The organism is Methanocella sp. MCL-LM, assembly GCF_049676595.1.
Classification (GTDB): domain Archaea; phylum Halobacteriota; class Methanocellia; order Methanocellales; family Methanocellaceae; genus Methanocella_A.
Genome location: NZ_CP187259.1, coordinates 976,766 through 1,002,556, shown reverse-complemented (window position 1 = coordinate 1,002,556; position 25,791 = coordinate 976,766). Strand labels below are relative to the sequence as shown.

At 56.4% G+C, this 25,791-nt stretch carries 26 protein-coding genes; 8 read left to right on the top strand and 18 right to left on the bottom strand.

Features of this window, described 5'->3' with window-relative positions; translation table 11 throughout:
- The first annotated feature begins 33 nt into the window (after positions 1 to 33).
- Positions 34 to 324: a ubiquitin-like small modifier protein 1 gene (locus ACPLPM_RS05020; RefSeq protein WP_424359148.1), complete on the top strand. Its 291-nt coding sequence runs from the start codon at positions 34 to 36 to the stop codon at positions 322 to 324.
- 211 nt (positions 325 to 535) lie between these two features.
- On the opposite strand, the gene ACPLPM_RS05015 is transcribed toward ACPLPM_RS05020, so the two are convergent.
- Together ACPLPM_RS05015 and ACPLPM_RS05010 are read right to left on the bottom strand one after the other, a co-directional pair.
- Positions 536 to 811, bottom strand: coding sequence for a hypothetical protein (locus ACPLPM_RS05015; protein WP_424359147.1), 276 nt, complete (start codon positions 809 to 811; stop codon positions 536 to 538).
- Positions 812 to 820: 9 nt separating this feature from the next.
- Positions 821 to 1,693, bottom strand: a complete 873-nt coding sequence (locus ACPLPM_RS05010; protein WP_424359146.1) for an ABC transporter ATP-binding protein — start codon at positions 1,691 to 1,693, stop codon at positions 821 to 823.
- Positions 1,694 to 1,770: 77 nt separating this feature from the next.
- On the opposite strand from ACPLPM_RS05010, the gene ACPLPM_RS05005 reads away from it, so the two are divergent.
- Genes ACPLPM_RS05005 through ACPLPM_RS04995 form a run of 3 tightly spaced genes read left to right on the top strand, consistent with a single transcriptional unit; the run spans position 1,771 to position 4,644 of the window.
- Positions 1,771 to 2,460 carry a hypothetical protein gene (locus ACPLPM_RS05005; RefSeq protein WP_424359145.1) on the top strand — a complete coding sequence of 230 codons (690 nt, stop codon included), beginning with the start codon at positions 1,771 to 1,773 and terminating at the stop codon, positions 2,458 to 2,460.
- Positions 2,345 to 3,604: an ABC transporter permease gene (locus ACPLPM_RS05000; protein ID WP_424359144.1), complete on the top strand. Its 1,260-nt coding sequence runs from the start codon at positions 2,345 to 2,347 to the stop codon at positions 3,602 to 3,604. The genes ACPLPM_RS05005 and ACPLPM_RS05000 overlap by 116 nt, the downstream gene beginning before the upstream one ends.
- Positions 3,604 to 4,644, top strand: a complete 1,041-nt coding sequence (locus ACPLPM_RS04995) for an ABC transporter permease (RefSeq protein WP_424359143.1) — start codon at positions 3,604 to 3,606, stop codon at positions 4,642 to 4,644. Before ACPLPM_RS05000 ends, ACPLPM_RS04995 begins: the two co-directional genes overlap by 1 nt.
- Before the next feature lie 687 nt (positions 4,645 to 5,331).
- On the opposite strand, the gene ACPLPM_RS04990 is transcribed toward ACPLPM_RS04995, so the two are convergent.
- The 3 genes from ACPLPM_RS04990 to ACPLPM_RS04980 all read right to left on the bottom strand — a co-directional run bounded on the left by ACPLPM_RS04990 (position 5,332) and on the right by ACPLPM_RS04980 (position 7,720).
- Positions 5,332 to 6,201, bottom strand: coding sequence for an MBL fold metallo-hydrolase (locus tag ACPLPM_RS04990; RefSeq protein WP_424359142.1), 870 nt, complete (start codon positions 6,199 to 6,201; stop codon positions 5,332 to 5,334).
- Positions 6,202 to 6,690: 489 nt separating this feature from the next.
- Positions 6,691 to 7,362: a hypothetical protein gene (locus ACPLPM_RS04985; RefSeq protein WP_424359141.1), complete on the bottom strand. Its 672-nt coding sequence runs from the start codon at positions 7,360 to 7,362 to the stop codon at positions 6,691 to 6,693.
- A gap of 46 nt (positions 7,363 to 7,408) precedes the next feature.
- Positions 7,409 to 7,720, bottom strand: a complete 312-nt coding sequence (locus tag ACPLPM_RS04980) for a hypothetical protein (protein WP_424359140.1) — start codon at positions 7,718 to 7,720, stop codon at positions 7,409 to 7,411.
- A gap of 91 nt (positions 7,721 to 7,811) precedes the next feature.
- On the opposite strand from ACPLPM_RS04980, the gene ACPLPM_RS04975 reads away from it, so the two are divergent.
- Complete coding sequence (locus tag ACPLPM_RS04975; RefSeq protein WP_424359139.1) at positions 7,812 to 8,210, top strand: pyridoxamine 5'-phosphate oxidase family protein; 399 nt, start codon at positions 7,812 to 7,814, stop codon at positions 8,208 to 8,210.
- A gap of 630 nt (positions 8,211 to 8,840) precedes the next feature.
- On the opposite strand, the gene ACPLPM_RS04970 is transcribed toward ACPLPM_RS04975, so the two are convergent.
- The 8 genes from ACPLPM_RS04970 to ACPLPM_RS04935 form a co-directional block, all read right to left on the bottom strand.
- Positions 8,841 to 9,488 carry a response regulator gene (locus ACPLPM_RS04970; RefSeq protein WP_424359138.1) on the bottom strand — a complete coding sequence of 216 codons (648 nt, stop codon included), beginning with the start codon at positions 9,486 to 9,488 and terminating at the stop codon, positions 8,841 to 8,843.
- Positions 9,489 to 9,616: 128 nt separating this feature from the next.
- A complete protein-coding gene (locus ACPLPM_RS04965) occupies positions 9,617 to 9,997 on the bottom strand; it encodes a hypothetical protein (RefSeq protein ID WP_424359137.1) in 381 nt (126 codons plus the stop codon).
- 619 nt (positions 9,998 to 10,616) lie between these two features.
- The gene (locus tag ACPLPM_RS04960; protein ID WP_424359136.1) at positions 10,617 to 11,069 is read right to left on the bottom strand and encodes a 4Fe-4S dicluster domain-containing protein; all 453 of its coding nucleotides are present in this window, start codon (positions 11,067 to 11,069) and stop codon (positions 10,617 to 10,619) included.
- A 14-nt stretch (positions 11,070 to 11,083) separates the two neighbouring features.
- The gene (locus ACPLPM_RS04955; RefSeq protein WP_424359135.1) at positions 11,084 to 12,163 is read right to left on the bottom strand and encodes a nickel-dependent hydrogenase large subunit; all 1,080 of its coding nucleotides are present in this window, start codon (positions 12,161 to 12,163) and stop codon (positions 11,084 to 11,086) included.
- A complete protein-coding gene (locus tag ACPLPM_RS04950; protein ID WP_424359134.1) occupies positions 12,160 to 12,501 on the bottom strand; it encodes an NADH-quinone oxidoreductase subunit C in 342 nt (113 codons plus the stop codon). Before ACPLPM_RS04950 ends, ACPLPM_RS04955 begins: the two co-directional genes overlap by 4 nt.
- Positions 12,502 to 12,975 (bottom strand): NADH-quinone oxidoreductase subunit B family protein, encoded by a 474-nt coding sequence (locus tag ACPLPM_RS04945; protein ID WP_424359133.1) that lies wholly within the window; start codon positions 12,973 to 12,975, stop codon positions 12,502 to 12,504.
- Positions 12,972 to 13,892 (bottom strand): respiratory chain complex I subunit 1 family protein, encoded by a 921-nt coding sequence (locus ACPLPM_RS04940; RefSeq protein ID WP_424359132.1) that lies wholly within the window; start codon positions 13,890 to 13,892, stop codon positions 12,972 to 12,974. The genes ACPLPM_RS04945 and ACPLPM_RS04940 overlap by 4 nt, the downstream gene beginning before the upstream one ends.
- A complete protein-coding gene (locus ACPLPM_RS04935; protein ID WP_424359131.1) occupies positions 13,889 to 15,787 on the bottom strand; it encodes an NADH-quinone oxidoreductase subunit L in 1,899 nt (632 codons plus the stop codon). Before ACPLPM_RS04935 ends, ACPLPM_RS04940 begins: the two co-directional genes overlap by 4 nt.
- 412 nt (positions 15,788 to 16,199) lie before the next feature.
- Between ACPLPM_RS04935 and ACPLPM_RS04930 the strand changes: the two genes are divergently transcribed.
- The gene (locus tag ACPLPM_RS04930) at positions 16,200 to 16,880 is read left to right on the top strand and encodes an HAD family hydrolase (protein WP_424359130.1); all 681 of its coding nucleotides are present in this window, start codon (positions 16,200 to 16,202) and stop codon (positions 16,878 to 16,880) included.
- Positions 16,881 to 16,911: 31 nt separating this feature from the next.
- The gene (locus ACPLPM_RS04925; protein WP_424359129.1) at positions 16,912 to 18,672 is read left to right on the top strand and encodes a glycoside hydrolase family 15 protein; all 1,761 of its coding nucleotides are present in this window, start codon (positions 16,912 to 16,914) and stop codon (positions 18,670 to 18,672) included.
- A gap of 45 nt (positions 18,673 to 18,717) precedes the next feature.
- Here the strand turns inward: ACPLPM_RS04925 and ACPLPM_RS04920 are convergent, their stop codons facing one another.
- From ACPLPM_RS04920 to ACPLPM_RS04905, 4 genes are all read right to left on the bottom strand, one after another.
- Positions 18,718 to 20,025, bottom strand: a complete 1,308-nt coding sequence (locus ACPLPM_RS04920; protein ID WP_424359128.1) for a glycosyltransferase family 4 protein — start codon at positions 20,023 to 20,025, stop codon at positions 18,718 to 18,720.
- 936 nt (positions 20,026 to 20,961) lie between these two features.
- A complete protein-coding gene (gene asnS, locus ACPLPM_RS04915; RefSeq protein ID WP_424359127.1) occupies positions 20,962 to 22,254 on the bottom strand; it encodes an asparagine--tRNA ligase in 1,293 nt (430 codons plus the stop codon).
- A gap of 130 nt (positions 22,255 to 22,384) precedes the next feature.
- Positions 22,385 to 22,879: a formaldehyde-activating enzyme gene (gene fae, locus ACPLPM_RS04910; RefSeq protein ID WP_424359126.1), complete on the bottom strand. Its 495-nt coding sequence runs from the start codon at positions 22,877 to 22,879 to the stop codon at positions 22,385 to 22,387.
- Positions 22,880 to 22,898: 19 nt separating this feature from the next.
- A complete protein-coding gene (locus tag ACPLPM_RS04905) occupies positions 22,899 to 23,285 on the bottom strand; it encodes a hypothetical protein (RefSeq protein ID WP_424359125.1) in 387 nt (128 codons plus the stop codon).
- 207 nt (positions 23,286 to 23,492) lie between these two features.
- Here ACPLPM_RS04905 and ACPLPM_RS04900 point away from each other — a divergent pair, with 207 nt between their 5' ends.
- Positions 23,493 to 24,230, top strand: coding sequence for a hypothetical protein (locus ACPLPM_RS04900; RefSeq protein ID WP_424359124.1), 738 nt, complete (start codon positions 23,493 to 23,495; stop codon positions 24,228 to 24,230).
- Positions 24,231 to 24,846: 616 nt separating this feature from the next.
- On the opposite strand, the gene ACPLPM_RS04895 is transcribed toward ACPLPM_RS04900, so the two are convergent.
- Positions 24,847 to 25,740, bottom strand: coding sequence for a carboxypeptidase-like regulatory domain-containing protein (locus ACPLPM_RS04895; protein WP_424359123.1), 894 nt, complete (start codon positions 25,738 to 25,740; stop codon positions 24,847 to 24,849).
- Positions 25,741 to 25,791: the final 51 nt, after the last annotated feature.

Below are 25,791 nucleotides of genomic sequence, written 5' to 3'. Positions count from 1 at the left end.
TGTCCGGCGCGGCCTCTTTTTTAGGGTGGACGAATGGATAGGGGTATCAGAGTTACCGTTAAAGTGTTTGCCATGCTGCGCAACCACATGGAAAAAGAGACTACAGTCTACATGCCGGAGCACTCCACAGTATCACAGCTGCTGGACCTGCTCATCGACAAACATCGGGGCCTCACCGGCGAGCTCTTCATATCCCCGGGCGTGTTCAAGCCGTACGTCAACATCCTGAAAAACGGCAGAAACGTAACGTTCATCAAAGGTATGGATACAGCCCTCGAAGACGGCGATGTCATCGCCATCTTCCCGCCGGTAGCTGGCGGCTAACAAGTTAGCCGGCAGCTAACAAGTTAGCCGGCAGCTAACAAGTTAGCCGGCGGCTGATCTAACAATCATCACCTGCCGGGAAAGCCCCGGATGCATCGCCTGCAAACGCTGTCAGGCCGCAGAGCAGTTAAGCCAGTTGTTCTAAAAGCCTCTGCGGCCCGGCGGCCTTTCGGCCTGGAGACCGGTGGCCTTGTCCGGCCAGCCATCACTTTTACTCGCCCTCGTAGAACAGCTTCGGCGGGGGAAACAGGTCCGGGTAGTCCCTTGCTATGCGATCCGGGTCCTTCTGGATGTTGCGCAGTGCCCTCAAGGCCTCGGCACACTCTTTGGGGTCGCGGGTTTCCCGCACCCGGTCCACGATGGAGCAGGTACCCTTTTCTGAGTAGGCCCTGCAAGCCTGGTCGCACAGCTGCTCCTTCTCGAAGAAGCACTTCTTGATGGTGGGCTTATCGCTGCCACCGAACAAGTTCTTCAGAAATCCGAACACTCTGGCACCTCAGTTGGTCATGAGCTTGACGTAGATGTCTTCCAGCGCCGACTGGCGGACTGACAGGTCAACCAGCGCCCAGTTGTTGTCGGAAATCGTATGCAGGAGGCCGGCGATTTCGCCGATGTCGGCCGTCTTGAACACGTAGTTGCCGTCATGCTGCTCGTAGTTGAGGCTCTGATCAGCCTTAAAGATCACCTGGTACTCCCGGATGCCCAGGCTCTTGCGAATGGCTTCCATGTTGTCGCAGACCAGCAGCTTGCCATTTTTCATGATGGCCACCCGGTCGCAGATATACTCGATGTGGAAGAGGTTGTGGGCGCTGAGCACGATGGTCTTGCCCTGTCCCCGGAGCTGCTTGAGGTAGTCGATGATGAAGAAAGAAGTCAGCGGGTCCAGGCCCGAGTTGGGCTCGTCCAGAATCAGGAGCGAGGGGTCGTGCAACAGGCTTCTCGCGATGGCAACCTTTCGCTTCATGCCTTTGGATAGCTCCCCGGTCAGCTTTTTCTGGTCCTGCAGCTTCAGCGAGCCGAGCAGCTCGTCTATCCGGGCCTTAGCGGCTTTTTTAGGCATGCCGTACAGCTCGGAGAAAAACAGCAGGTACTCTTCTACGGTCATGTTCTCGTACAGGGGACTCTCCTCGGGGAGGTAGCCGATCTGCCGCTTGATGCCGGTACTGTCCCGGGACATGTCCCTGCCCAGTATCTCTACGGTGCCGGTCGTCGGAGCAGCCAGGCCAACCATCATCTTTAGCGTGGTGCTTTTACCAGCGCCGTTATGGCCGATGATGCCGAGGATTTCGCCTTGCCGGACCTCCAGGTTCAGATCGCTGACTGCGGCAAAATGTTTATATAATTTCGTAACCCCTGTCAGTTTAATCATTATCTTTCCATTAAGTAGAATAATTGATAATCTTTTCGTGCGAGCAGGGGCGGGGCGAGCGAGCGAGAGAGGGTCCGATGAAAAATATACTGATCATCGCTACGAGAGAAGTTAAGCGCTTCAGCACCCGCTTCAGGGGCGGCTCCAGAGCCCTCATTCTGATCATTCTCGCCGCCTCGCTGCTGATCTCTTACTTCGTGGCCCAGGGCGGGCTGACGCTGAGCAAGGGCATGTATACTGTCGGCGTTTCTCCCCAGGGCCCGGCCATCGACGACAACCGGTTCAACCTGGTCTACGCCGACGGCATCACAGGCTATCAACTTTTGCTCAACCACTCGATCGATGCTTATGTGAACTCCGAAACCGTGATCGGCAGAAGCGATTCCAGGTCCCGGTATGCCACGGGAGCGTTAAAGCAGTACCTGGAAAAGCAGGAGCTGAGCCGGATCACAGAGCAGTACGACCTGGACAAGGCGTACCCCCTCCGCATCGAGACGCACTACCTCGACGTCAACGCTACTTCGGCAACGCCGGGCCAGAGTATATCGGGCCAGAGTATCTCTGGCCTCATCGGACCGATACCGGACCCTGCGACGGAGACTCCTGAGCCGGTTACCGTGCCCGGCACGCCTGCGGCCACGAGTCACGGCGATGCCTGTGCCGACCCCTGCAGGCGGCAGCAGCACGGATGCTGCGGTGAAGGAGCAGCTCGCCCAGGCCATGAACGGCACCCAGCCGAAGTTCAAGGCCGAGTTCGTCTCCGATAACGAGATCATCGTGCCGTCGCTGATGAACCCGCCCGTGCCCCTGTCCCAGGTGATCATCGCGTTCCTGTACATCGTGCCCATCTTCTTCATCAGCGTCTTCTTCACGAGCAGCTTCATGGACGAGAAGGTCAACCGAAAGCTGAACATCCTCATGTCGACGCCAGTCTCGGCGCTGGACGTCATCGGGGGCAAGATGCTGCCCTACCTCGCCTTCGCCCTCGTGGTCATCGTAGGCGTGACGCTGGCGCTGAACGGCAACCTGCTGCTCGCCATCGCGATCTTTACCCCCATCGTCCTCTTCATCTTCGCCGTCTACCTGATGGTGGCGCTATTCTACCGCACGTACAAAGACCAGACGTTCTTCTCCATGGCGGCGATCACCTTCATCACCGGGTACCTCGTGTTCCCCGCCCTGTTCACCGGGGTCAACAACCTGAGCTACATCTCCCCGCTTACTCTCGCCGTACAGATGTACCGGGGGGAGAGCTTCGGCCTCCTGGAGTACGCGTTCTCGACCCTTCCCATGTACCTGGTGTTCCTGCTGGCGATGTATGTCGGGGTGCGGATCTTCAACGAAGAGTACCTGCTGAGCTACGGGCCGCTGTACAGGAAGGTCGGCGATGCGATTTTCCTGGCCATCAACAAGAGACACGTCTTCACGTCGATCGCGCTCCTGAGCCTGCTCTTGATTCCGGCCGTCTTTATGGTCCAGCTCATCATCGTGGCTCTCGCGACGAACATCCAGCAGATGTTCCTCATGTTCGTCGTGCTCCTGGTCTTCAGCGCGATGGTGGAGGAGATCGCCAAGTCCGCCGGCATCGTGATGTTGCTGGAAAACGGCATGCTCAAGTCCTACAAAGAGGTGGTGGCGCTGTCGTTCCTGTCGGCGCTCGGGTTCCTGATCGGAGAAAAGGCGCTGCTGTACCTGTCGCTGGGCATCCTGTCCGACAACCTGCTCATGGAAGCGATCAACGACGCGGGCCTTTTACTGATACCGCTTGTCGCCCACTTCGTCTTCACTTCCATCGTCTGCGTATCTACGAAGAAGTTCGGCACTAAATGGTACGTAGTAGCAATGCTGCTGGGTACGCTGGTGCACACGACCTATAACATCTACAATCTAAAAGCTGCGGGGTTATTCTGATGGGCGCCTTCTGGACCATATTTAACAAAGAGATCAGGGCTATCGGTAAGGAGAAGACCATCATGCTGGCCATCGTGATCCAGCTGATCATCGCCTCGCTATCATCGGTTATCCTGATCGGCCTCATGTCGTTCTACGACCCGAGCACCATAGGCCAGAACACTAACATCCACCTGAAAATCGGCATCGTAGGCGATGATAGCAGCCAGCTGATCAGAGACCTGCAGAGGGCCCACATCAATACGATATACTACGACAATCCCGATAATGCCCAGCAGGACTTCGCCAAAGGCAGCCTGGACGCAGTGATCTACGTACCCCCGGGCACTGCCGGAGTCAAGGATATGAAGCTGTTCCTGCCCGAGTCCGACTCGAAGAGTACGGTCATCCTGATGGTGCTGAAAGAGCCCTTCAAGACCTACGAAAACCAGCTACGGGAAGCCAGTGGAGTGGACGTCAAGTACACTGACGTGACCGGCCGGTCGAGCACGACCTACGAGTTCCTGTTCTCGTTCATCGTGCCCATGCTCATGCTCTTCCCCGCGTTCATCGCCGGCAGCATAGTCATCGATACCCTCTCGGAGGAGTTCGAGAACAAGACCATCGACACACTGTTGGCAGCCCCGGTAGCTCTCAAAGACATGATCGGCGGCAAGCTCGCCGCATCGGTCTTCATCGCAGTAATACAGTGCATACTCTGGGCCATACTCCTCTCCTTCAACCGCATCTACATCCAGAACGTGGTCCTCGTCCTCGTCATGTCCGGCCTGATAGCGGCTTTCGTCGCGGCCGGCTCCGCCCTCATCGCGCTGTATTTTAAAGACCGGGAACGCTCCCAGTTCATCTACTCCGTCCTCCTCATCACCGTCGCCAGCCTCAGCTACCTCGTCGAACCCTCACCAATAGGCCTCATCACCAGGCTCGCCACAGGAGCGCCGGGCGTCGGAGCAATCAACGTCGCCCTGTATATGGTACCGCTGGTCCTGCTCCTCGTGCTCGTCATGTTAAACACAAAGCGTCTCGTCGCGCTGAAAGCGTGAGTATACGGTGACCGCTGGGCCATAATAGCATAAAAACCACAGCGGCACGGTTCTTTATCCAGGCAACTGGAACTATATGTTCTAACCACGGCGACACGGCTCCTTATCCTGACAACTGGAGCGCAGATGTTCTAACCACGGCGACACGGCTCCTTATCCTGACAACTGGAGCGCAGATGTTCTAACCACGGCGACACGGCGACACAGAGACAAATCGAGAAACGATAGCAGGATAGTTATTTGAACCACGGCGGCACGGCGACACGGAGACAACCCGTACCGGAATAGCAAGACCCTCTTTTTAGATCCACGGCGGCACGGCAGGCTGACGGCACGGAGACAAATATGTTTTCCTTCCTTCATGTTATAGATCGAAAGTCAGGCTGAAACGATTGGATAGTAAGCTTATGGTTAATGCTCTGTCTTGGTGTCGCCGTGGACATAAAAAGAGTTCACTTTTACCGGTTCACCACTGTCTTGGTGTCGCCGTGCCGCCGTGGTTTTATTTACCACTGGCCTGTCGTGGATCGCCTTGTCTTTGTGTCGCCGTGCCGCCGTGGTTCCAGTTACCATCCGATTTATCGTGCATCGCTATATCGCCGTGTTGCTGTGCCGCCGTCGTTCAATCATTTGATTTCCAGTTGCCGGAATAAGGAGCTATGCCGCCGTGGTTCAATCATTTTAATTCTAGTTGTCGGGATAAGGAGCTATGCCGCCGTGGTAAAACGTTTGGCTATAATTAGCTTGTATCAGCTGAAGCTGCTGATGGTAGGCTCTGTAACTGCTTTGCCAGTGTCGAAGCTGAACTGCATGCCGTCGGCGCCGGCGATGGTGCGGACTTTGGACTCCTTTTCGATGCGCTGGGCCACGGCTTCGGGTTTTGCCTTGACGACCTGCAGGCCGAAGTGGTTGAGGATGACCAGGCGGAGGCTTTGCGACTTTCAGGACTCTGATCACGTCTTCGGGCAGCAGGTGCTCGAACCGGGCGTCGTGGGTCATGCGGACCATGTTGACGATGAGGTAGTCGCAACCTTTGAAGGCTTCGGGCAGGCCGCTGAAGAATTTGGTGTCGGTGACATAGCCCAGGGTTTTTCCGTCGAAAGAAAACTTGAGGCCGTACGCCTCCACGTCGGCGTGGGTCATGCGGATGACCACTTCGACGGTGACGCCGTCGAGGGAGCACTTGAATCCGGGCTCGAGGACTTTAATGTTGTTGCGGATGTAGTTACGCACGTACCTGAGCACGACCGGGTCGTCACCTTCCAGCGCGTCGGAAGGTGCGAGCAGCATGCCCCTCGGCCGGAAGCTGCCGCCGGACATGGCCTCGATCATGATGTTGACATCGTTGCTGTGATCGATGTGCTTGTGCGACAACACGATACAGTCGAGGTGAGCCGGCTTCAGCCCGAGCTCCACGCTCCTCATGAGGCTGCCCGGTCCCGGGTCTACGAGGATGTTCTTGCCCGCGAGGCTCAGCCAGAACCCGCCGCTCTTCCGCAGCTGGCTGGTGACCACCATCCTCCCTCCTGCGGTCCCGAGAAAAGTGACGCCAGACATTTCGATATATAACTAGTATTATATCGTATAAAATTGCTTGCCTGATTGAAAGACTTCAGGAAACTAAACTCGTGTCATTTCAGATCCGGGAGGTGCTGAGAGGATCAGCAAGGGACGCCTCCGGGTCGGTCACAGTGGTCTGAGAGAGGTTATGAGAGGTACCCTGAGGATAGAGAGGATTAATTGTATAAGAGTCACCTGTGCCATTCATCGGGATGTCAGGTACCATTTACACGAAGTACTCAAAGTACGCGAAGTACACGAAGTTTTACTATATGGATCATCTTACAGTATGCAATTTTATCGAACTTTGAGTACTTCGTGTACCTTGTGTACTTCGAGTAAATGGTACGAGCACTCATCGGAAAAGTTCAGAATAATACCCCCCATTTTCTCGAACCTCCCACTTTGAATACCCTCCCCAGCCTCCCGGGAACTCCCCGACCCTCGAGGTTTTCAGAGTATAGCGGCTGAAAGGGTCTGTCAAACTTATCTAGTTTCTACGATATATTTCCCCAGCCCCGTCACAGCCCCGGTGCCTACCCCCAGCCCGACCAGCATGGCCAGGCCCGGCAGCCAGCCCATGAAGGAGAGATAGTGAGAGTGTATGAGGAAGATGCTTGTATGGTACAGCCCCAATCCCAGCGCCCCTCCCGTCACGAATCCGGCAGCGCCAAGGATGACGAACAGTTGAGACCTCTTTAGTGGCAGCCCGAAGATCAGGCCCACGGCTATTATGCCTGTCGCAAAGATGAGGCCGCCCTGAACGTGCATTCCTTTCATGATCAGCTCTACTGCAACGACCATGAAGGAGAGGCCGATCGCATATCCGGCAGCGCTGACCGCCGCCATTTTGAGCCGGTTTTTGGGCAGGATGTCCAGGCAGTAGGCGCCGGTGAACCCGAAGATCAGGCCGCCGGCTATCCAGAACAGAATGCCAGTATAAGAGCCGCCGGCGAAGCCCGGGAAGAAAGCCTGGAGCGTGCCCCAGATTAGCCCGCCGAGGGCGAAACCGGCGATGCCGGGCAGGGCGTACTCGGCTATGAGCCGCAGCTCGGCACCTAAGTTATAGCGCTCCCGGCCGTCGATGACCATCCAGTGGCCGGACTTATCGGTGATCAGTTCGCTTTTCTGCTTTTCTGCGCCTGAATCGAGTGACATAGTTAACTCTCGCCGCTGCCCGCACCGTACTTAGGCCGTGACGGCCTTATTTCTCCCGGAGCCAGACCTGGACTTCGTCCTCGCCGGCTACTTCGAACCGCTCTGCCAGGCTCTTCCGGATCTCGGCCACAAGCTCTTCAGACGTTACCCCGTGGCCTTCCCCGGCCACGATGGCGACCTGGCGGTCCCCGGTAGTGATGTCGAGGCCGAAGGTCATGAAATCGGTGTCTTTGTCGAACATGATCTCTTCCCCGATGGTGAGGAAGTCACACTGTTGTAGCGGTGCTTTTACATCGATGATCAGCCGCTTCTGATATTTGCTGTTCTTGTCCACGACGTTGATGATGATCCGGTCCATGAAAGAAACGATGGCGGCGATCGGTATTATTGTTATCGATAGGTAAAGATTAAGAGCCCGGAATATAAATATCAGTATCGGGAGGAATTTAATGGTTAAGCTAACGGATCAAATCAAAGAATCGCTTACAGGCACTAAAACCGCCTTCATGGCCACCGCCTCGAAGGACGGCACGCCCAACGTGGTGCCCATCGGCGCTTTCAAGCTGCTGGACGACGAGACGCTGCTGATCTCCGACCAGTACTTCCTGAAAACCCTGCAGAACCTGAAGGAGAACCCGAAGGTAGCCCTGACCTACTGGGGAGAAAAAGGCGGGTACCAGCTCAAAGGCCCCATCACTCTCCACACCGACGACGAGGTCTTCAAGCAGGACGTCGCCTGGATGAAAGAAATAAGGCCCAACCTCACCCCCAAGTCCGCCGTGGTCATGAAGATCACCGACGTCTACATCGTCAAAGGCGGGCCGGACGCGGGCAAGAAGATTCTGTGAGGCCCATTATGGGCCTCCGAGATTTATATAACCACGGCGGCACGGCTCCTTATCTCTACAACCGGGGAGCAGAGGTTCTAACCACGGCGGCACAGAGACACAGAGACAATTTGAGAAACGATGGCTGGATGGTTAGTTAAACCACGGCGGCACGGCGACACAGAGACAACCCGTACTCGAATAGCAAGGCACCTTTTTATTGATCCACGGCGACACGGCGGGCTGATGGCACAGAGACAAGTATGTTCCGCTTCCTTCAGGCTATTGAACGAAAGTCAGGCTGAAACCATTGGATAGTTTGCGTATGGTTAATGCCCTGTCCCCGTGTCGCCGTGGACATAAAAAGGAGTTCACTATTACCGGTTCACCACTGTCTTTGTGCCGCAGTGCCGCCGTGGTTCCAGTTACCATCTGGTTGTAGTAGTTTGCAGTTGTCTCTGTGTCGCCGTGCCGCCGTGGTTCCAGTTACCATCCGGCTTATCGTGGATCGCTATATCGCCGTGTCGCTGTGCCGCCGTGGTTCAATCATTTGATTCCAGTTGCCGGAATAAGGAGCCATGCCGCAGTGGTTCTAATTTTGAACTGGTTGTGGTGATCAGGTTTGCATCCGTGCCACCGTGATATTTAGGCTCATTGCGCAGGCGTTGTCAGTATTTTTTCCAGCCTTCTCAACTCTTCTTCCTGGCTCTCCAGCCCTTTTCTGAGGCTCATGAGCATGTTGCGGGAAGCGGGGTTGTGTTTGAGCTTGTCTTCCGGATACAATTGAGACATTAATGTTAGCAGCTTTTTGTTGCGCTGGGCCTGGGTGTGGAGCTTCTCGTACCGGTCCCGGTAGGCGTCGATGATCTCGTTGGCCACGCCTGATTTTCTGGCCATTTCCAGGGTGCGCTCTATTCTGGTGCGGGCGGTGAACACCTCGTCCAGGGCCTGCTTTAGCGTCGCTGCGCTAACCGGCTTCATGATGTAGTTTTCGATGAGGATTGACCGGTCCTTGACGTCTTCGAAGGTCAGGGGCTTGGCCGTGACCATTATTATTGGAATGTCTTTTATGGCCGGGTCGTTCTTGATGATGCGGGCGACTTCCCAGCCGTCCATGCGCTCCATCATGATGTCCAGGAAAATGAGGTCCGGGCGCTCGGTCTTTGCTATGCTCAGGCACTCTTCGCCGCTGTACGCTTTGAGAGTGGTGTAGCCCGAGCGGGCGAGCATGCCCGTTATGATATCCACGATGTTGTGTTCGTCATCGGTGACCAGTATGCGCTTGCTTTCAACTGCCATAGGTTATTGATCCTGTGAGCGCCTGGAATTGCAGGTTGTTCTTTACATAATTCCAGCCTGCAACACATAAATCTTTTGTAACCACCGGCCAGCGTAGAAAAAAGTGCGACCTCCCCGCAAGGGGAGACCTAATACTTGGTGGTTTCCTTGTACATCAGGCTTCCCAGGATGCTGATCGCGGCGCCCATCGCGAAGCCGACGCCTACCGCCATGGCTACGCTGGCGATCGGGTGAGCCCGGATGTTCGTCTTGACGGATTCTGTGCTGGTATCCACAGCATCTCTGGCTGAGGACATCGTGTCCGCTACTTTCGCCCGGTAGTTTTCGGGGGCAACATGGGTAATGTCGTCCGCCGCCCTGCGGAGGATGTCGGATATCCTGCGGCTGGCCATCGCGCCTTTCTCGGCGGCAACGGTAGACATCCTGGTGCCCGTGCGCTCTACTTCTTCTGCCTCTCGCTCCATCATGCCTGCCATTCCGGCTCTTTTGCTACTTCTGCCAAATACCATTCGAATCACCTGATCATATGCACAATCCAGGATCGCCAGCTTGAGCGACTATGCGTGCTGTTCGCTACTAAGCCCTGCGATCTTCTCTGACTTGAATTTGACCAGCGCCATATTAACCATTGGTAAAAGAAAAGTGATTTATATGGACGTTATCGAGGTATAAAATCGAATTAATAAGGGTATACGCCAGTTATAGCTATTCATACCACCACAAGGCCAGATGAAGATCCCAACAGTGTCGGCGTACTATAAGATACCTCATACTACGAACGCTGCGCTGTGCTGGCTTCTGATTGCTCTGTGCCCGTGAACGTACACGAACGCTGCGCTGTGCCAGATCACAGATTGATACAGATTCGACAGATTTCACAGATGCTGATCGATGATCGAAAAGAAAGGAACTCGTAGGATTCCTTTCAGATAAAATCGTAATCTGTGCAATCTGTTAAATCTGTCAGAATCATCAGATTCTGCGTAATCTGTGATCTGGCACAGCGCAGCGTTCGTGTTGCTGTCTCCTGTTATCCGGGCAATCCGAAATGCACAGCGCAGCGTTCGCTTGACAGGTAGCGAGATAGCTGTGACAACTAAAAAATGATAATAAAATAAAAAGGACGGGCTATTCACCCGTCTTTGCCTCTTTACCCGGCAGGGACGCCGGGTCCTGGGCCTTGGCAGCCGGCGCAGCTTTGGCTGCAGCTTCGGCTGCTTTGCGCTTCTTGATCACCGGGGCGTTCTCGTTGGTGACCTTGGTGTAGATGGTCAGCCTTTCCCTGGAAGGCTTGGTGTAGACCTCGTTCTGGATGATGGCGTTGGTCGGGCACACCCTCACGCAGTACCCGCAGCGGATGCACTGGGTGTTGAGGTACTCGATCTCCTCTTTCTCCTTGTGGATGAGGATACACTCGGCAGGGCACGACCGCTGGCACAGGCCGCAGAGGATACACTTGGTGCCGTCGAAGGTGACGTCCGCCCGGGTACCGGCGAAGTGCTGGTACGGGGTGAACGGGTAGTTGGACGTGTACACCGGGCTGAACGCATTTTTGACGATGTTCTCGAGAATCTTCAGCATGTTGTCATCACCGCCTACCTGTCAAAGCACCCTATGCACGGGTCGTAGCTGATCGTGATCGGCCCTACGTCCGCCAGCTGACAGCCTTTGATCACGGGCACCAGCGCCGGCCCGTTGGCGTACGTGGAGGTCCTGACCTTGACCCGGTCCAGCTCCTTGGACTTCTTGCCTCTGACGAAGTAGAACAGCTCGCCTCTTGGCGGCTCGACACGGGCGAAACTGTCAGTCTCCGGCATAGTTTTGGACTTCGCCAGGATATCGTCGGGCAGGCCCTCAAGCATGGGGACCAGCTGCCTGATCAGGTCGATGGACTGGAACAGCTCCCGGACACGCACTACGGAGCGCGCCCAGACATCGCAGCTTTCTTCGACGACGTGCTTCATTTTAAGCTCGTTGTACAGCAGGTACGGTGCGTCGATCCTTACATCGAAGGCTACTCCACTACCTCTCGCCACCGGCCCTACGACCGAATAGTCAAGCGCGGTCTGCTTTGGCAGGATACCGACACCTTTCATGCGGGCCTTGATCGTGTGGCTGTGGACAATCATGTCCTCGAGATCATGGCAGCGCTTTTCTATCAGGTCGCAGAAGTCCATGATCTCCTTCGCCATCTCCGGGCCGATGTTCCGGGTGACTCCGCCCACGAGGTTAATGCCGTGGAGGACCCGGTTACCGGTCGTGCGCTCGAACACGTCGAGCACTGTTTCCCTGTTCCGGAAGCAAAGCATGAACAGGTTCTCGAAGCCGATAGCTTCCAGGGTCAGCCCGATCGCTAGCAGGTGACTGTGAAGCCTTTCCAGCTCCAGCATGATAGTCCGGATAACGGCGGCCCTGCGGGGGATTTCCAGGTTCATGTTGTTCTCGACCGCCAGACAGAAGCACGTAGAGTGGTGCTGGGTGCAGATGCCGCAGACCCTCTCCGCCAGGTACGCGCCCTTGTTGTAGTCCCATTCGAACTTCTTTTCCAGGCCTCTGTGAACGTAGCCTGCCTCAAGTTCGACGTCTTTCACCAGTTCACCGTCGAGGGTGAGCTTCAGCCGGATGGGCTCGACCCAGACCGGGTGCTGAGGACCAAACTGTACTGTAGACCTCATGGCGTTTTCCTCCTTAGTGGTGCTGTGATGCTTTCGTGAAGGAAGAACCGCCCGGGGACGTCCTTTACCTTCACTCCGAACATCTCGGATACCTCGTTCTCGGCAACGTAGGCCGCAGGCCAGATGTGGGAGATGCCCAGGATCTCCTCGTTACCGCCGGTCTTGGGCACCACGACCCGGTAGTTCTCGGTCTTGCCGGTGCCGGTGTGGAAGAAATATGTAACCTCGATGTTAGTCCCGGTGTCTGTACCGACGATCGTGATCAGCCGGGCTCCGGACTCTTTTAGCCGCTTTGCGGCGGCCTGTATTTCCTGTTGCGTGACAATGGTAACGTCCATCTAAGCCGCCCCCTGCGATTTAGCCTTCTTTTTATCCTCTAAGATTTTCCGTTCCTTTTCGTTCAGTATGTCCAGGGCCAGCACAAGGCCGTCGATGATCCCCTCTGGCCGGCAGTTGCAGCCGGGCACGTACACGTCGACAGGGATGACCTTGTCGAGCGAGCCGCAGGTACCGTAGCACCCCTGGTAGATGGCACCCGTGCTTGCGCACGAGCCTACGGCCATGACCACTTTCGGGTCGGGCATCTGGTTGTAGAGATTAGTGATGATCTCTTTGTACTTCAGCGTCACCGGGCCTACGACCAGCATCACGTCGGCGTGCTTGGGATTACCCGTGCTGTAGACGCCGAACCGGCTGACGTCGAACCTCGGCGTCAGGCACGACAGAATCTCCAGGTCGCAGCCGTTGCAGCCTCCGGTATTCACGTGTATTACCCAGGGTGACTTTTTCCGGGACAGTTCAATAAAACTCATGCGATCCACCTCCCGGTAATGAGAATGTATACCAGGTTCAGGACGATCAGGATCAGTCCTACTATGTATATTTGTTTGAGCATCTGATCAACCCGCAGCCTTGCGGTGGCGTTGTCTACCACGATGGAGAAGAGATAGGCCACGAACATCAGGCCCAGCCTCATGATCCAGCCGGGGATAGTGATCGCGCCGAGGACCAGGTCGTGCACGAAGAACAGTCCGATGAACCAGAGCATGAAGAACATCTCGAAGAAGTGAGCCGACTCGATCAGGCCCAGGTACTTCCCGGTGAACTCGGTCATGGGGCCCTGGGCGATCTCCTGGTGGGCCGACGAGATATCGTACGGGGACTTCCTGAACTTGATCGGCAGGATGATGAAGATCGCGAGCAGCGCAAGCGGTAGCGTGTAGAGCAGCGGCTCAACCTTGTAGATGGCCTCTACTTCGAAGCTCCCGGTGACCAGCCTTATCAGGAACACCACGAGCAGCAGAATCGGCTCGTAGGTCATCATCTGCAGCAGCTCTCTGTTAGAGCCCACGTAGCTGAACTGCGACCGCACGCTGTATCCGGCCAGCACCAGGAAGATGAAGGACAGGCCGAACACGAACGCTATTACTAAGAGGTCGTACTCGAACAGCAGCAGAGCCAGGCTCAGCACGACTGTGGTCTGGTAGGCAAGGCCGAACACGAGGTACGCCTTGTTCATCACGTTGTCCTCTTTACCGAACAGCTTGAAGACGTCGTAGAAAGGCTGCACGATGGGCGGCCCCCGGCGGTTCTGCAATCTTGCGGTCAGCTTGCGGTCGATGCCCATGAGGAGGCCTCCGATGATCGGGGACAGCAGCAGTAGCAGGACCGGCAGACCATAGGTGGTAACGTAGCTGTTTGTCAGGATAGGATCGAGGAACGTGTTCATATTAACACCGCCACGAAGAGGGCGATTAACAACAGAATGCCGATCGGGACTAAATATTTTAGCAACCTGTTCTCACCGATCAGACTCTCGAAGTAGCCGCCTCCGAGCTCGGGCTCCGAGCCGGTACCGCAGGAGTAGGCCGGGGTTACCGAGCCTTTCTTGATGCGGATGAACGCCAGCGGTACCAGTATGATCAGCAGGAAGATGATCAGGAACAGCAGCGGCGAGAAGCCGCCGAGAGCATTCTGCAGGGCAACCCATCCGGTGACGAGCTGCGAGGGTTCCTGGCCATAAACGTCGGGAAGGTCGATCAGCTGGCTGAAGAACGCGGTGGTCAGGCCTACGGAGACGAAGATGCCGATGGTCAGGATGATCAGCGGCAGCTCCATGTACCAGTCGTGGTGCTGCTTGACCGGCGCTTCGTCGCCTCTGGACGCCATCATCCGGCCGGCCCACCTGGCGTAGTAGAAGACGGAGAAGATGCTGCCGAAGATGATGAAGAAGATGTCCAGCAACGACAGGCTGATCTGGCTGAAGGTAGAGGCCGACTGGAAGGCCAGCCACTTGCCCACGAAGATGCCGAACGGGGGAGCCATCAGGGAGATGAGGCCGATCACCGTCAGGATGGCGACCAGCGGGGCACGGGTGACGAGCCCCTCCATCTTCTCGATGTTCCGGGAGCCGATCAGGTGGGTGATATCGCCCACGCACAGGAACAGCAGGCCTTTGGAGACTGCGTGGAAGACCAGCAGGGCGACCGCCGCGGTGAGCGCCAGAGCGGTGTTGATGCCCGTACACATCGCTATCAGGCCGAGGTAGCTGATGGTCGAGTAGGCCAGGATCCTCTTAGAGTCGGTCTGGGAGATCGCCAGCAGCGCGCACATCATGAACGAGAAACCGCCCACGATGGCGATGATGCTGGACAGGGTAGTGCCGATGATGAACGGCGCTATCCTGATGAGCAGATATACTCCTGCGTTGACCATCGTCGAGGAGTGGAGCAACGCAGAGACCGGGGTCGGTGCCACCATGGCACCGGTGAGCCACGAGTTGAACGGCATCAGGGCCGACTTGGTGAAGGCCCCGAACGCCAGGAAAGCGAAGGGCAGCACGATCGCTGCGGCTGGCAGGAACGACAGGGCTCCGGGGAGCGTCGCTTTGGTGGCCAGCAGCTCAGACAGGAAGCGAGTCCCGTAGAACATCTCGATCAGCAGGATGCCGGTGACGAGGCCTAACCCGCCCAGCAGGTTCATCCACAGGGCCCGGTCCGAAGCCTTGATCGAAGGCTCGTCCCGGTAGTGCCGGATCAGCAGGAAGGAACACAGCGTGGTGACTTCCCAGAAGAAGAGCAGCCAGGTCAGGTCATTGGCAAAGATGAGCGCGTTCATGTCCCCGAGAAACACCATCATAACGAGGAAGAACGGCGAGGCGTTTTTGTCGCCTTTCATGTAGCCGATAGAGTAGAGCAGGATCAGCGCCCCGATGATCGAGACGATGAGGCACATGACGATCGACAGGTCGTCTATCACGAAGGTCGGGGCCGCCGAATGAGTGGCCGGCATCAGGAACTCCAGGTACACCAGTGGTATAGCCTGCAGGACAGCCAGCGCCATCACCTTGTACTCCTTATCCTTGATACCGAAGTACAGGAACGTCAGGAGCAGCAGGAAATCGAAGATAACGATGATGGTTGAGATAGGTATAGCGGCGTTAATCGACTCAACGGAGACGCTCTGCGGACCGCTGTACAGTACGAGCAGCGAAGCTGCGGACAGCACTACTGCGCACAGGATGACCGCATATTTTTTGAGGTCATAGCCCGGCAGCAGGTAGGTGACGATGCCAATAACGGCAGGCACCAGTACGGTAAGCGACAAAAGCAATAATCCGTCCATACAATACACCAAGCAATAAAAAGTCATAGTCAATCATGATATATAAAGTGAATGGCAGGACATCGACACGAAAATTAAGCTGCTGACAGCGAAAATATTAAAAAACGGCGTGAATTTTTACCAAAAAGGCGGATTCACTCCATTCGCTGGCAGGAAAAGCGATGTAGATACAGGAGGACGCTCCGTCAGGTAAAAAATGCGCCCACATACCCCGGACAAATTTACGTCAAATGACGTAATCTGCCTATGACACGGAAGAGCAGTCGTGTATATTATAGTATGTTAAGGGAAAGTTATATATACGCTGGCATATGCCCGGCCGTGTCCTGCTGACATCATCCTGACCGGCTGCGGGCATCATATTTTACCTCCAATGAAAAATATTAAATCCAAGAATATATAAATAACAATTATGAACGCTATTCGCCTCGTGCTCAGCGACTATGACAGGACGTTTACGGACGCCAGCCTTCGAGTCGAGCCCGGGCTGGTGGACGCCATACTCCGGCTGAAGCGCAAAGGCACTCTTTTTTCCATCGTGTCCGGGCGGAAGTTCTCGTTCATGTACGACCTTTACCTGGGCATGGACGGCGTGGTGGACTCGTTTATAGCGGAGAACGGCTGCGTGGGATACGTGAACGGTAGTAAACACTACATAGCTCGCTCCGACGGCAGGGAGGACATGCTCGCGGACCTCAGATCGCTCTCCGTCCCGTACGATGCCGGAGACGTCATCGTTTCAGTGGACAGGGCCTACGAACAGCAGGTAGATCAGGTGCTGGAACAGCACCCGAACATGCACGTGGTCAGGAACGTGGACTCGCTGATGATCCTGCCCCACAGCGTCTCGAAAGCCACCGGAATCCAGTGGCTGATGGGCGTGTACAGCCTGACTCCGACGCAGATGGCCTGTATCGGCGACGCGGAGAACGACCTGGAGATGCGCAGCCTCTGCACCCTCATGGGAGCCGTCTGCAACGCGCTCCCCGCGGTGAAAAAGGAGTCGGATTACGTGTGCCGGCAGAGCTTCGGCTTCGGGCTCAAAGAGTTTCTGGAATACATCGAGACACGGGCCATTAAAAATATTGAATAGTATTTATAAAATGCAGGCATAACCTTCTCACATGTACGGTATCATAGGCAACGGCGAGACCTGCGCCTTCATCAGCATTTTCAGCTCGCTGGACTGGCTGTGCGTGCCCCGGTTCGACTCGCCCACCTTCTTCGCCCGGGCGCTGGACAACGCCGAGGGAGGCTCGGTCATGCTGTCCTCAGAGATGGGCGGGTCCGTGCTGCCTTTCGAAGGAGGAGAGCAGCGGTACGTCGAAGACACCTGCGTCCTGGAGACGACGACCCAGATAGGCAGCGACACGATCAGGGCCATCGACTTCATGCCCTGGGGCAAACGCCGGCTGTGGAGGATACTCGGAGTCTCCGGCCCCGACAGGCTCAAGCTCCACCTCGACATCGACCCCAGGCCTGACTACAACCGCGCCAGGCCAGAGATATCGGCAGGCGACAGCGGCCTCACCTTCTCCGCCCCGGGCCAGGCGATCAGGATATCGACTACCGAGAAGCCCGCCATTAAAAAGCTGAGAATGACCTTCGACATCGAGCCGCCGCTCACGATACCGCTACTGCTGACCTACGGCGATACGGCCGAAGAGTGCCATAAAGAAGCCAGGCGGGCGGACTTCCTGAAAGACCACCAGGCAGACCTGCGCTTCTGGCGATGCTACGCATCGAAAGCGCGTCCGGTCTTCGAGCTCAGCCCGAGGCTACACTATTATTATATGCGCTCGCTGCTGGTGCTAAAACAGCTGATATATGACCCGACAGGAGCCATCCTCGCCGCGCCGACGACCTCGTTCCCCGAGATCGTCGGCCGGGACTCCAACTGGGATTACCGCTTCTGCTGGGTGAGAGACGGCGCCTACAGCGCTGAGGCTCTGGTGCTGGCGGGGATGAAAGACGAGTCCCGCAAGCTGCTCGACTTTTTGCTCCGCATAGCCAGCAAAGACGGCAAACCTTACCCGTATCCGCTCGTCTCCATCGACGGCGATCTGGACGGCACCGAGGAAGTGCTGCTCGACTCCCTCGTCGGCTTCGGCAACAGCCGGCCTGTCCGCATCGGCAACAAGGCCGTCGACCAGAAGCAGAACGACCTCGAAGGGGAGGTCATCCACGCCCTCTCGCTGTACGACAGGTACTCGGGCGATAAGGAATACGTCCCGGAGCACTTCGACGAGATCGAGAGGATAGTGAACTACGTGGTCCGCCACTGGACAGAGAAAGACGCAGGCATCTGGGAGTTCCGCAGGGAAGACATGGACTACGTGCACAGCAAAACCATGTGCTGGGCCGCCCTGGAGCACGGTGCCCGACTGGCGTTGCGGGTAGACAGGGAAGACCTGGCCAGGCAGTGGAGGCACGAGTCGAACGCCGTCAGGGACGACGTGATAGCCAACGGCTGGTCCGAAAAGAAAAAGTGCTTCAAGCGCGCCTACCAGGACGACGCCTACGACGCCTCGGTACTGGCCATACCGCTCGTGAACATGCTATCGGTGAATGATCTGTTAGTGAGGACGAGCATTAAGAGCATCACCGATCACCTGGGCACCGGCGGCTTACTAAAAAGGTTCGAGGAAGAGCCCGGCGCCTTCATGCTGTCCTCACTATGGCTGGCGCAGGTTATGATGAAGAAGGGAAAAGTCGTAAATTCGCTGGACATCATCAACAGGTCGGCGAGATACGCTTCCAGCGACTTAGGGCTGTTCGCCGAAGAGTACGACATGTACTACCAGCGGCTGGTGGGGAACATACCGCAGTCGTTCTCGCATGAAGAGTTCGTGAAATCGATCCATTATCTGCTGGGGAAAGAATAAGGAAGGGCCTGATACAGGCCCGGCTATCAATAGTGGTAGCTACTTTTACCCTGTCAACAAAGATTCTCCAGTCCCGGAGTTATCCTTCATCCTCTTCCTCAGGTGAATCGTATCGTAGATCTCACAGTGGTCCTTATAGCCCCTTTCGACGCAGAAACGGGTGTGTACCAGCTCCTTCCCGATGGCCCCCATCTGCTTACAGACCTCCGGGTTCTCGATCAGTGAGTTGATGTATTGCGCCAGCTCCTCGTGGTCCGTCGGCTTGAATAAATAGCCGTTCACCCCGTCCACGATCTGCTCCGGGATGCCCCCGATGTTGGAGCCGATCAGCGGCTTGCCAAAGCACATGGCCTCGGATAAGACTAAGCCGAAGCCCTCGTTGATGGACGGCAGTATGACCATATCGCACGCGTCGTATCCTGCCAGCAAGTCTTCCTGGCCCACCTTGCCGAGGAACTTGACTTTGTCAGCCACGCCCAGTTCGGCTGCCAAGGCTTTCAGGCTCTCCACCCGCTCGTTCCTGCCCAGCAGCTTTTTCGTCAGCGAGCCGTTGCCGATGAAAGCGCAGCTCGTGTCCGGGTGCTTTTTGACTACCTCTGCCAGGGCTTTGATCAGGTACTCCTGGCCTTTGCGCGGGTCCATGCGGGAAACGCAAAGTAAAAGATGGTCCTTTTCCGGGATGCCGAACTTCTCCCTGAAGTTGTTCGGGCCGGCGAAAGCATAGCAGGAGGTCTCTATGAACGGGTTGATCTTGGTCACCCTGTCCGGGCTCAGCCCGCTCTCCACAGCCGTCCGGACGTACTCGTCGGTCGAAAAGATCACCTGGTCGTAGTAGCGCAGGTACCGCACCATGAAGTCCCGCCAGTCCGCGGGCATGGCGTTGGTGAACGGTACGTGCCAGGTGAAGACCATGGGCACGTCGATCTCGTCCTTGAGCAGGAAGGCGAGAGGCATGACCTGGAAGTCGTGGATGTGCAGGAGATCGAACTGCTCGGTCTCGTAGACCTGCCTGACTTTCTCGTACATGCTCAGGTTGAACCCAAGGTAATCGTAGTACCCGTGATCGAACCGGTCGTCGACGCTGACAGGAGCCTTGCTCCCGTGAGTGGTATCAATGATCAGTTCCTTAAATTTAAGGTAGCCTTCCATGGACTCCTTGAGCCCGGCAGACTCGGCCATCCGGTAGACCCGGATGTTGTCGACCACTTCGTAGTCAGACATCTCAGGCGTCTTGAAGTGGATGACGATCATCTCGTCGCCCCTCTCGATCAAACGCTTACCGAGGGCCTGGAGGTACCTCGTCACCCCACCGACGTACGGATAAAAGGACTGGGAGACGGAACAAATTTTCATAAACACGAGTATTTTTATTCATGATTAAGTATATTGTCCGAATTAAAACGCGGTAAAGCGCGGTGATCAGGGGAGGAACAGCGTTAGGTTCGATTGGTGTAGAGAAAAGATACGTGTAGAGACATCCGCCGAAATAGCAACCGGCTATTATTTGATAGGTAGATGCAAACAGGCATTTCTACAGAAATAAATATTAACTCGCATCGCGGGTCGGCGGCCGTTTTCATAATAACAAATAACAAGTTACATAAAAAATCTCTTCGCGGGTCGACGGCCGACCCTTCGGGTCGTCCTACTCCGGTTTTTCGGGTGCTCCACCGTCAGGGCCGAGCTCGCACCCTCGCAATGAAAACCCGGCTGGCGCTACGCTGCCGCCGGTTTACATTGCTTCGCAAGCCCTAAGCGACACCGCCTTCGGCAGGTGCCCATTGCCCTGCCGCCTCCGCATCCTGCCTGATGGCAGGACAAGCCCGAAAACCCTCCGTCGACCGCATACTTTCAGCTTGTTGTGTCGGCAAATCGATGCAATCTAAAAGGGTAGCGGTCGGCGAGGCGTTTCGGGCTTGTCCCCGGCAGCAGCCGGGGATACGGAGATGACGGGGCAATGAACGCCTGCCGAAGGCGGCGTTGCTTAGCGCTTGCGAAGGAGGTTCAACTGGCGCAGCCGTAGGCGCAGCCAGGTCGGACCTCCGAGGGTGCGATCATCGGGCCGAAGGGCTTGGCACCCCTCCCACTGGCCCCGACGTCGCAGTACCCGAAACGACGAGTAGCCCGCCATCAGGCGGGCGTCGACCCGCGAAGAGAAACATTAACAACCACTAGAACGGGAGTCGGCCTGAGAAGAGTAAACATTAACAATCGCTAGAACGGGTGTCGTCTTATTAAAAACAAGAAGTATAGGCTCGTATAGCACGAGCCCATCCAAAGAAACTATTGTTACGGATTGAACCGGCTTATGGTACGCGGATATGGTATCGTGTCCCGGATGTGCTCCTGGTTGCAGATCCACCGTACGAGGCGTTCTGCGCCCATGCCGAAGCCGGAGTGGGGCACCGAGCCATAGCGACGCAAATCCAGATACCACCCATACTTCGCCGGGTCCTCGCCCTGCTTTTTAATTCGCTCCTCTAAAAGCGCCAGATCCGTTTCCCTCTCGCTACCGCCGATGATCTCGCCGAAGCCTTTGGGCGCGATCATGTCGACGTTGAGCACTTTGGCGTTACCTGCGTCTTTCATATAGAACGCCTTGACTTCGAGCGGGTACTCGGTGATGAACAGGGGCTTGTCGTAGTGCATGGAAAGCTGTCTTTCCTCGTGGGTGCCGAAGTCGTCGCCCCACTTGACCTCGTAGCCGTCTGCCTGCAGGACTTTGATCGCCTCGTCGTACGTAATACGCGGGAAAGGCGGCTTTAAATTTTTAAAATATTCCGGATCGCTGCCCAGCAGCTTCAGCTCTTCGGGCCGCTCTTCGGCCGTCCTGTTACATACAAACGATACCAGCTTCTCCAGCATATCGATCATATCATATAAACCGACCCACGCCATCTCACCCTCAATGTGCCAGTACTCGGCCAGGTGCCTCGTGGTGCGGGACTTCTCCGCCCGGAAGGACGGGGTGACGGAGTACACGTTCTCCAGGCCGAAGATGAGCGACTCTAAATAGAGCTGGGCGCTCTGGGACAAATACGCTTTCTCGTCGAAGTACTTGAGCTCAAACAGCGTGGAGCCGCCCTCGCAGGAGCTGGACATGATGATGGGGGGCGTGACTTCGTAGAAGCCGCTGGTGCGGAACCATTCTCTGCAGGAGCTGAGCACCGAGTCCTTCACTTTCATGATGGCGACCAGCTCTCTGCTCCTGATGTGCAGGTGCCTTAAATCGAGCAGCACCTCGGGGTTGTGGCCTTCGCCGAAGATAGGATAGTCCGGGGATGCCCCGACGATCTTCACGTCGGTGGCGACCAGTTCCCGGCCGCCGGGAGCCCTCGGGTCGGTGCGAACCTTGCCCTTGATCATCGTCGAGGCTTCCAGCGCGAGGGCGTCCGCTTCCCGCAGGGCATCGTCGCAGACGTTGCCCTTCTTGGTGGTGACCTGGATTTCCCCGGAGCTGTCCCGGATGACCGTAAAGACGATCTTGCCGCTGGACCTGTTCTTCACGACCCAGCCGCCGATCTGGATCTCCTCGCCGTCCGGGTACTTCCCGGAGAGGATGTCCTTGATTTTCACGAACATGTCAATCACTGCTAAAGGAGATACATGGGCGGCATCGATAAAAAGCTTTTAGCGTGCCACAGCCATGCACAGTGCCATACTGAACAGAATAAGTCATTGGTCTACTTGCCCAGTAGCCAAGGTAGGCGATCTAGCAAGCGAATGGATGCTTTGCGGTCTTGCGCCTCGCCAGGACCTCGTCGATCTTGGGCTCACCCGCGAAGGCTCGCCTGATAGCCAGCTTCGTGGCCTCGTAGTTGTAGTCGTAGATCTTCTGCTTGTCCTGCGCATCCCAGTGGATGAAAACCGAGACGATGAGGAGCAGGTCTTCAGCCTGCCCCTTCGGAATGGCCCCTTCGGCTACGCAGTCCGTAACGGCGTTGGCGACCGCTGCCTGGGCGGGCCCGAACATCAGGAGCGCCTGCGTTCCATTTTTGATGGTCACCTTGTTGGCCATCAGCGTGGCCGGCTTGCAAGGCAGGTTGGGCTCCAGCACCGCCAGCAGAGGGGTGTGACCCATGGCGGGCTGCATCAGCGAGGACATGAAGGCCGTTTCGAAGGGCGTGCCCTTCAGCCCGATGGCCAGGTCGATGTGCGCCACTTCGTTGCCTTCGCCGACCAGAGCTTCGCCGATTAGAGATTTCATTCCCGTGCCCCCGGACGTACTATTGGGTCAACTGCCCGTGCTTCCGGCGGACGAAGTCCCGGCACATCTCGAAGAACACGTCGACGTCCGCATCTTCGACATTGTTCAGAAACCTGGTGACGATGGCCTCGTACCGGTCCAGAAAGTCCAGGGTGGTATCGATCTTCTTGCCTTCCTTCCTGATCAGGTTGTAGAGCCATTCGCTGTACAGCCGGACAGTATTCGGGTCCCTGGACTGGCCTTCCTCCAGCAGGTCGAGCAGGCCTTCGCTCACCGACAGGGCCATCTGATCGCCGGGCACACCCTTGCCCTGAAAGTACGAGGCGGTCCTGAACTCGTCGGCCGCAGCCCTGTTAATACGATCCCTGAACTTGTGTAAGTCTAAGCTGGTTTTATCGGACAACATGTTCGTCTCTCCGGGAGCCGGATTGGCATAACTGGCATGTAACGGCACTAACTATGCGCCGTATATGCATATACGTATGTGCCGGATCGTGCACGCGAGGAAGGACTGGCAATCCTCAAATATGAGGTAGCCAGGACATCCGGGCGCAGCCGTATCGGGGTGGCCCGTACCACAAACCTTTTCCCCGGTCCTTCGGTATATTAAGCCATGAAGTCGATGGAGCACCGGCTGTGGTTTCTGCTGTTCGTCACGATCGGTAATGGCCTCTTCGTGCTGCTGTTGCTGCTGCATAGTATAGAGCCCGCGATCAGCTTCTGGTCATTGCCGTTCAGGTACATGCTGATCGGCCCGGCCATCGGCGCTGCCTACCTGTTCGCCTTAGTCGTGGCGGCAGCCAGCCTGCTGACCCCCGCCATGCCCGAAAGCTACCTGCTCAGGCTTAAAAAACGGCTGATATCGCCCACCTGGCTGGTCTGGTCGCTGGTGAGGCTGGCAAGCTCTCTTATCCTTATAGGAATTATGGACATGATCTGGATAGGCATCGCCTTATACTATTCTTTGAGCAACCAGCAGGTGGCACTGCACACGTTCATCAACGACTTCGGCCTGCTCCTGGGCATCATGAACCTGGTCCTCGTCGGAAAAGTATTCCTGGTCTACGCCTACGGTCATGTCAGCCGCAAGTGGCCGATGGTGCTGGCCGACGGCCTGGCCTCGCTGATCATCGCGCTGGTCCTCGCCGGGATCATCATCATATCACCGTTCAACGGCCTGCTACCCTTCTCTATGGTACTGGTGCTGCGGCTGATCATGGGAGGCTTCCTCATAATTCAGGCCACAGATGCCGCCGCCAGGATAACCCGGGCGAGCGAGTACAGGTTTGCGGAAAAGAGCCTGCGAGAGGACCTACAGTGGTACACGCCCGTCAGTTATAGCGATTCCTGATTGCTCCAATTGAGTGGCTCAACAGTACGAACGCTGCGCTGTGCGTTTCTGATTGCCCGTATGACGTGAGACAGCAACACGAACGCTGCGCTGTGCGTTTCTGATTGCCCGTATGACGTGAGACAGCAACACGAACGCTGCGCTGTGCGTTTCTGATTGCCCGTATGACGTGAGACAGCAACACGAACGCTGCGCTGTGCCAGATCACAGATTGTTACGGATTGCACAGATTACACAGATGACTACATTAAATAAGATGAATGCTGCGAACTATTCTATTATTATCGATTAGCATCTGTGCAATCTGCGCAATCTGTCAGAATCTGTGATCCTGGCACAGCGCAGCGTTCGTGTACGTTCACGGGCACAGAGACAACATTTTTTATGCTATCCGAGAAATCAGTATCAAGCACAGCGCAGCGATCGTGTACGTTCACGGGCACAGAGATAACACTTTTGATGCTATCCGAGAAATCAGTATCGAGCACAGCGCAGCGTTCGTGTACGGTCACGAGCACAGAGAGAACTGTTCTACCCACATCCCTGAAATAGTAACGCCAGCACAGCGTAGCGTACACATCATAAAAAGGAATAATAAAAGGAGTATGCGCCGGCCCTATTTTTTCCTTGCCAGCGCATATGCGAGGGTCATGCCCGCGAGGGCTGCCGCGACCCCGAAGCCGGGGATGCCTGCATTGGCCTTGGGCGACGCCGTGGGGGAAGTCTGCGGGGTCGGTGTCTGGGTGTCAGGCGCCGCTGTGGCGGTGGGCGTAGTATTAGCCGAAGCCGACGGGGACAGCGATACGTCCTGAGTTACCGTCGAGCCGGATACAATCAGGAAGGGCGCAGTGAACTTCTCGTTGTAGCCGTCCTTTTCCACCCGCAGCTTGTAGCCCGGAGCGGACAGGTAGTCAACCCCGGAGAAGTGGTAGCGGCCGCTGCTGTCGGTGACGGCGCTGGTGATCGTAACGTACTGGAGGTCCGCCTTCACCAGCGAAACTCTGGCGTTGATGATCCCCTTCGAGGTGTTTTCGATCTTGATGGTGCCCGCGATGTCGCCCGGCCCGGGCACAGGCGTCGGGGTGGGCGTCACTATGGAGTAGTTACGCGTCATCATGATGTAAGCGGTGGCGGTCGTCTCGGGGCTGACCGAAAACGCCGAAGAGGTCGCGTTGTCGTACCCGAGCGCAGTTGCCATGACCCGGTAGACTGCACTGCCATTCGTCGCGTTGACGCCGGCGAAGGTGAAGTACCCGTTGTTGTCGGTTTTGCTGCTGAGGTACTGGATACCGCTGTCGGATGCGTTGACAACGTAGACTGTCACGCCGCCCATGGCGACGCTGGCATTCGTGGTAACCCGGCCGGTGACGCTGCCGGCGGTTTCTCCGGGCAGCATCGGCGGGAACGGTACAGTGGCGGAAGCGGTGGCCATCATCGGCCCCGAGCACGCCATGAGCAAGATAAGTAGCATGATAAGCGACGATAAGCTGGGAAGTAGTCGGCTGACCATGAATCTCAATATGAGCAAAAATATGATAAGCTTTTTCTTACGAACTGTAAA

What these genes read in the sequence shown, in the direction of transcription:
- ACPLPM_RS05010 (WP_424359146.1), bottom strand. Translation starts at nt 1,693, where the DNA reads ATGATTAAACTGACAGGGGTTACGAAATTATATAAACATTTTGCCGCA.
- ACPLPM_RS04895 (WP_424359123.1), bottom strand. Translation starts at nt 25,740, where the DNA reads ATGGTCAGCCGACTACTTCCCAGCTTATCGTCGCTTATCATGCTACTT.
- ACPLPM_RS05005 (WP_424359145.1), top strand. Translation starts at nt 1,771, where the DNA reads ATGAAAAATATACTGATCATCGCTACGAGAGAAGTTAAGCGCTTCAGC.
- ACPLPM_RS04960 (WP_424359136.1), bottom strand. Translation starts at nt 11,069, where the DNA reads ATGCTGAAGATTCTCGAGAACATCGTCAAAAATGCGTTCAGCCCGGTG.
- asnS (WP_424359127.1), bottom strand. Translation starts at nt 22,254, where the DNA reads ATGTTCGTGAAAATCAAGGACATCCTCTCCGGGAAGTACCCGGACGGC.
- ACPLPM_RS04980 (WP_424359140.1), bottom strand. Translation starts at nt 7,720, where the DNA reads ATGGACCGGATCATCATCAACGTCGTGGACAAGAACAGCAAATATCAG.
- ACPLPM_RS05000 (WP_424359144.1), top strand. Translation starts at nt 2,345, where the DNA reads ATGCCTGTGCCGACCCCTGCAGGCGGCAGCAGCACGGATGCTGCGGTG.
- ACPLPM_RS04985 (WP_424359141.1), bottom strand. Translation starts at nt 7,362, where the DNA reads ATGTCACTCGATTCAGGCGCAGAAAAGCAGAAAAGCGAACTGATCACC.
- ACPLPM_RS04930 (WP_424359130.1), top strand. Translation starts at nt 16,200, where the DNA reads ATGAACGCTATTCGCCTCGTGCTCAGCGACTATGACAGGACGTTTACG.
- ACPLPM_RS04990 (WP_424359142.1), bottom strand. Translation starts at nt 6,201, where the DNA reads ATGTCTGGCGTCACTTTTCTCGGGACCGCAGGAGGGAGGATGGTGGTC.
- ACPLPM_RS04995 (WP_424359143.1), top strand. Translation starts at nt 3,604, where the DNA reads ATGGGCGCCTTCTGGACCATATTTAACAAAGAGATCAGGGCTATCGGT.
- ACPLPM_RS05020 (WP_424359148.1), top strand. Translation starts at nt 34, where the DNA reads ATGGATAGGGGTATCAGAGTTACCGTTAAAGTGTTTGCCATGCTGCGC.
- ACPLPM_RS04935 (WP_424359131.1), bottom strand. Translation starts at nt 15,787, where the DNA reads ATGGACGGATTATTGCTTTTGTCGCTTACCGTACTGGTGCCTGCCGTT.
- fae (WP_424359126.1), bottom strand. Translation starts at nt 22,879, where the DNA reads ATGAAATCTCTAATCGGCGAAGCTCTGGTCGGCGAAGGCAACGAAGTG.
- ACPLPM_RS04950 (WP_424359134.1), bottom strand. Translation starts at nt 12,501, where the DNA reads ATGGACGTTACCATTGTCACGCAACAGGAAATACAGGCCGCCGCAAAG.
- ACPLPM_RS04955 (WP_424359135.1), bottom strand. Translation starts at nt 12,163, where the DNA reads ATGAGGTCTACAGTACAGTTTGGTCCTCAGCACCCGGTCTGGGTCGAG.
- ACPLPM_RS04925 (WP_424359129.1), top strand. Translation starts at nt 16,912, where the DNA reads ATGTACGGTATCATAGGCAACGGCGAGACCTGCGCCTTCATCAGCATT.
- ACPLPM_RS04945 (WP_424359133.1), bottom strand. Translation starts at nt 12,975, where the DNA reads ATGAGTTTTATTGAACTGTCCCGGAAAAAGTCACCCTGGGTAATACAC.
- ACPLPM_RS04900 (WP_424359124.1), top strand. Translation starts at nt 23,493, where the DNA reads ATGAAGTCGATGGAGCACCGGCTGTGGTTTCTGCTGTTCGTCACGATC.
- ACPLPM_RS04970 (WP_424359138.1), bottom strand. Translation starts at nt 9,488, where the DNA reads ATGGCAGTTGAAAGCAAGCGCATACTGGTCACCGATGACGAACACAAC.
- ACPLPM_RS04965 (WP_424359137.1), bottom strand. Translation starts at nt 9,997, where the DNA reads ATGGTATTTGGCAGAAGTAGCAAAAGAGCCGGAATGGCAGGCATGATG.
- ACPLPM_RS04940 (WP_424359132.1), bottom strand. Translation starts at nt 13,892, where the DNA reads ATGAACACGTTCCTCGATCCTATCCTGACAAACAGCTACGTTACCACC.
- ACPLPM_RS04920 (WP_424359128.1), bottom strand. Translation starts at nt 20,025, where the DNA reads ATGAAAATTTGTTCCGTCTCCCAGTCCTTTTATCCGTACGTCGGTGGG.
- ACPLPM_RS04905 (WP_424359125.1), bottom strand. Translation starts at nt 23,285, where the DNA reads ATGTTGTCCGATAAAACCAGCTTAGACTTACACAAGTTCAGGGATCGT.
- ACPLPM_RS04975 (WP_424359139.1), top strand. Translation starts at nt 7,812, where the DNA reads ATGGTTAAGCTAACGGATCAAATCAAAGAATCGCTTACAGGCACTAAA.